Genomic DNA, 3805 nt, shown 5'->3' on the forward strand with positions numbered 1-3805 from the left:
ACCATCGGCCGCATCGTCGACGCCTTCACGCCTGGGGAGTGCGCCAACTACTTCGCCGCTGCCGGCTACGATGCAGACTGATCGGAAACCGCTCTAGCCATGCGCCGGCAACCCGGCCTCGGCCCGCAGCCAGCTCAAGAACATCAGCGCCTCCGCTGGCAATTGCGAGCCCGACAGCACCAGTGCGTAACCCGCGGAGGCGATGGTCGCGCGCGGGTTGGGAAGCGCCGCGACCAACCTGCCCTCGCGCCGTTCGGCTTCGGTGAGCAAACCGCTTTCCAGCACTATGCCGTCGCCCTCGCAGGCTGCATCGATCGCCATGTGGGAGCGGTCGAAGCGAATCCCGCCGGCGGGCGGCGCTCGCGTGCCCATGTGACGGCACCAGTCCGGCCAGCCGACGGCATTGCGGGAATGAAGCAGCGGCAAGGCCAGAAGATCGGCCGCGGTCGGGCGCTCCGGCAGGAGTTGGCGGAGAGCAGGGCTGCATAGCGGCCGCACCTCCTCTGCCAGAAGCCGCTCTGCCCCAGGCGGGGCATCGGCGCCATAGACGAGTGCGAAATCAAGGCCCGCGCTGAAATCCGGCGGACCCGATGCGTCCACGACGCGCAGCGCGACCTCCGGGTGCGCCGCCAGGAAGCGGCTCAAGCGCGGACGCAGCCATTTCGTGGCGAGGCTGATCGCGACTTGAACTATAACCGCGCGCGGCCCGGGCGCAGCCGCAAATTCGCGGCTGGCAGCGGCAATCTCCTCGAGCCCGGTCGCCACCCGTTCGGCAAAGCGCAACCCGGCCGCGCTCAGCTCCAGCCGGCCGCCTGCCCGGCGGAACAGCGTCTGGCCGAGATGCGCTTCCAGGCTCGCGACGCGATGGCTCACAGCCGAGGGCGTGATCCCGAGTTCCACCCCCGCAAGGGCCATGCTGCCGAGACGGGCCGTGGCCTCGAAGGCGACGACAGCACGCAATGGTGGCAACCCGCGCATGCGGTCAACCGGGCCGATCGTGAAGGTTCTTCATGTCAGCTTGAAATCTAATCGCTTGCGGCCGGCGGTGTCCACGCGCGAGCCTTGGTCCGGTCCCGTGGAGAGCCCGATGTCCAGTACCGCGTCCGAAGCCGCGCTTCTCGCCCAGGCGGAGCAGTTCAGTTTCCGTGCCCGTATGGACAAGAAGACCGCCGAAGGGCCGATCTTCGCGACCGCCAGGGACAGCGTCGTGACCGACGTCAACGGCCGGAGCTGGATCGATTTCAACTCCGGCCAGATGTGCTCGGCGCTGGGGCACAACCATCCACGCGTGGTCGCCGCCATCAAGGAAGCGTGCGACACAATGATCCACGCCCATTCCAGCCATTTCAACGTGAAGGAGATCGAGCTGGCGGCGAAGCTGGGCGAGATTGCCCCGCGTCCGCTGCAGAAGAGCCTGTTCGGCGAGAGTGGCGCCGACGCGAATGAGATGGCGATGATGATCGCCCGCAAATACACGGGCGGGCACGAGATCATCTCCCCGCACATCAGCTTCCACGGCTTGTCCGATGCGACGCGCGCCGTCACCTTCTCAGGCTGGCATGCCGGGCATGGCCAGCTGCCGTCCGGCAGCTATGCAATGGTCGCGCCCTACTGCTACCGCTGTCCGCTGCGCCAGACCTTCCCCGGCTGCGAATACGCCTGCCTGAAGACGAGCTTCGAGCTGATCGATGCGCAGAGCACCGGTCGGCCCGCCGCCGTGATCACCGAGCCGCTGTTCAGCGCCGGCGGCGTAGTGGAGCCGCCGCCTGGCTGGCTGCGCGAGTTGAAGAGCATGTGCGAGGCACGTGGCATGCTGCTGATCCTGGACGAGGAGCAGACCGGCCTCGGCAAGCTCGGCTCGATGTTCGCTTTCGAGTCGGAAGGCATCGTTCCCGACATCATCACGGTGGCCAAGCACTTCGGCGGCGGTGTCGGCATCAGCGCCGTCATCACCACTGCCGAAATCGAGGAGAAGGTGGTGAATGCCGGCTATGCCGCCACGCATTCGCACAGCAACGACCCGCTGATCTGCGCCGCTGGCAAGGCCAGCCTGGACGTGATTGTCGAGGAGGACGTCCCCGCCAAGGCGCGCGCCATCGGCGCACGCATCCGCGAGCACCTCGATGCCATGCAGCAACGCTACGAGATCATCGGCGACATCCGCGGACGCGGCCAGCTGACCGGCATAGAGCTGGTGCGCGACCGCGAGGGTAAGCAACCAGCCACGGACGAGGGCCGCGAGGTGGGCCGGCAATGCTTCGCCAACGGGCTGATCTTCAGCCTGCGCCGTCAGGGCAGCGTGCTGCGGCTGGTGCCGCCGGCCACAACCACGCCGGATCAGGTGGACGAGGCGATGGCCATCCTTCGCAACGCGATTGAGGCGGTCAGCGCTACGCGCCGCCCTCAATGATCGGCGTACGGTCTGGGAGGGAACAAGCAATGCAATGTTTACGACGGGTCAAGCTGGCTTGTGCCGCGGCGCTGGCATTGGTGCATCTGGCCGCCGCGCCTCCGGCGGTTGCGCAGGGCAGCGCCACACTGGATGCCGTGAAGGCCCGCGGCGCCGTGCGGTGCGGCGTCAGTACCGGCTTCCCCGGCTTCGCTGCGCCAGATTCTCGCGGTGAATGGCGTGGGCTTGACGTCGACGCGTGCCGCGCGGTGGCTGCCGCTGCGCTCGGCGATGCCGCCAAGGTGCAATACGTTCCGCTAACGGCGGTGCAGCGCTTACCAGCGCTGACCTCAGGCGAGGTGGACATGCTCGCGCGCAACACCACTTGGTCGCTTGGTCGCGCGACCACCCAGGGAGTAAACTTCGTCGTCATCAACTACTACGATGGCACCGGCTTGATGGTCCCCCGGCCGAGCAACGTCACGCGGTTGGAGCAGCTGAACGGCAGCACGATCTGCATCCAGCCCGGCACCGAGACCGGCCTAGCCGTGCAGGACGCCTTCCGCCGCCGCAACGCGCGCTTCACGCCACTGATGATTGAGCAGGCGGATCAGCTGGCCGCGGCCTACTTTGCTGGCCGTTGCGACGCCCTCGCCAGCGACCAGACTCAACTGGCGGGCTTCCGCAGCCGGGCACCGAACGCCGCGGAGCACGTAATCTTGCCCGAACTCGTCTCGAAGGAGCCGCTCTCGGTCGCGGTCCGGTACGGCGACGACCGCTGGGCCAACATCGTGCGCTGGAGTGTTTGGGCGCTGATTGAGGCTGAGGAACTCGGTTTGGCCAGCGGCAATGTTGTCGCCGCGCGGGAGAGCCAAGAGCCCGCCGTGCAGCGCTTCCTCGGCCGGACTGGCGATCTCGGCCAAGGACTGGGACTGGACAATGCGTGGGCGGCGCGGATTGTCGAGCAGGTCGGCAACTACGCTGAGAGCTTCGAGCGCAATGTGGTGCCGCTCGGGATCGCGCGCGGACCGAACCGCCTGTGGCGTGACGGTGGCCTGTTGATCGCGCCCCCCTTCCGCTGAATACCTGATTGGGCCGTGCCGCAGGCGCGGCCCGACTGGCCGATTCATTCTGGGAATGGCTCGTAATATTGGCACTGGCGATAGCGGGCGTAATAGCAACTGCGTGCACTTCCGGCGCATCCTCCGGTACACCTTCGAGCCGCAGTAGCTCAAGACCGATCTGTCCACCGAAGCCGAGTCGCTCGTCCACTCAGACCAGATCTTCTCGACCCGCAAGCGCAGCGTCCCGCTGCTGAGTGCCTGACTCTGAACTCATGTGGAACGAGCGAGGCGTCGGAGCAGCAGGTTGACGGAGGCGGCGTAGAGGAAGGCGTTGGCGGAGGCGATTGTCGCC

General features: G+C 67.0%; 3 protein-coding genes and 1 pseudogene. 2 read left to right on the forward strand and 2 right to left on the reverse strand.

Annotated features, from left to right (window positions below):
• Positions 1-93: 93 nt before the first annotated feature.
• Positions 94-783, reverse strand: a complete 690-nt coding sequence (locus ACESM1_RS30195) for a LysR substrate-binding domain-containing protein (protein ID WP_372625096.1) — start codon at positions 781-783, stop codon at positions 94-96.
• Between the two features lie 60 nt (positions 784-843).
• Positions 844-978, reverse strand: a pseudogene (locus ACESM1_RS30200) (LysR family transcriptional regulator); the annotation flags it as partial.
• Here ACESM1_RS30200 and ACESM1_RS30205 point away from each other — a divergent pair.
• Both ACESM1_RS30205 and ACESM1_RS30210 read left to right on the forward strand, forming a co-directional pair.
• Positions 932-2410 (forward strand): aspartate aminotransferase family protein, encoded by a 1479-nt coding sequence (locus ACESM1_RS30205; RefSeq protein WP_372625092.1) that lies wholly within the window; start codon positions 932-934, stop codon positions 2408-2410. The pseudogene ACESM1_RS30200 and the gene ACESM1_RS30205 overlap by 47 nt on opposite strands.
• A gap of 29 nt (positions 2411-2439) precedes the next feature.
• Positions 2440-3471, forward strand: a complete 1032-nt coding sequence (locus ACESM1_RS30210) for an amino acid ABC transporter substrate-binding protein (RefSeq protein WP_372625094.1) — start codon at positions 2440-2442, stop codon at positions 3469-3471.
• The last annotated feature ends 334 nt before the right edge of the window (positions 3472-3805 follow it).

The organism is Falsiroseomonas sp. (genome assembly GCF_041690465.1).
GTDB lineage: Bacteria > Pseudomonadota > Alphaproteobacteria > Acetobacterales > Acetobacteraceae > Falsiroseomonas.

Coding starts and splice junctions, on each gene's coding strand:
- ACESM1_RS30210 (WP_372625094.1), top strand. CDS start 2,440: ATGCAATGTTTACGACGGGTCAAGCTGGCTTGTGCCGCGGCGCTGGCA.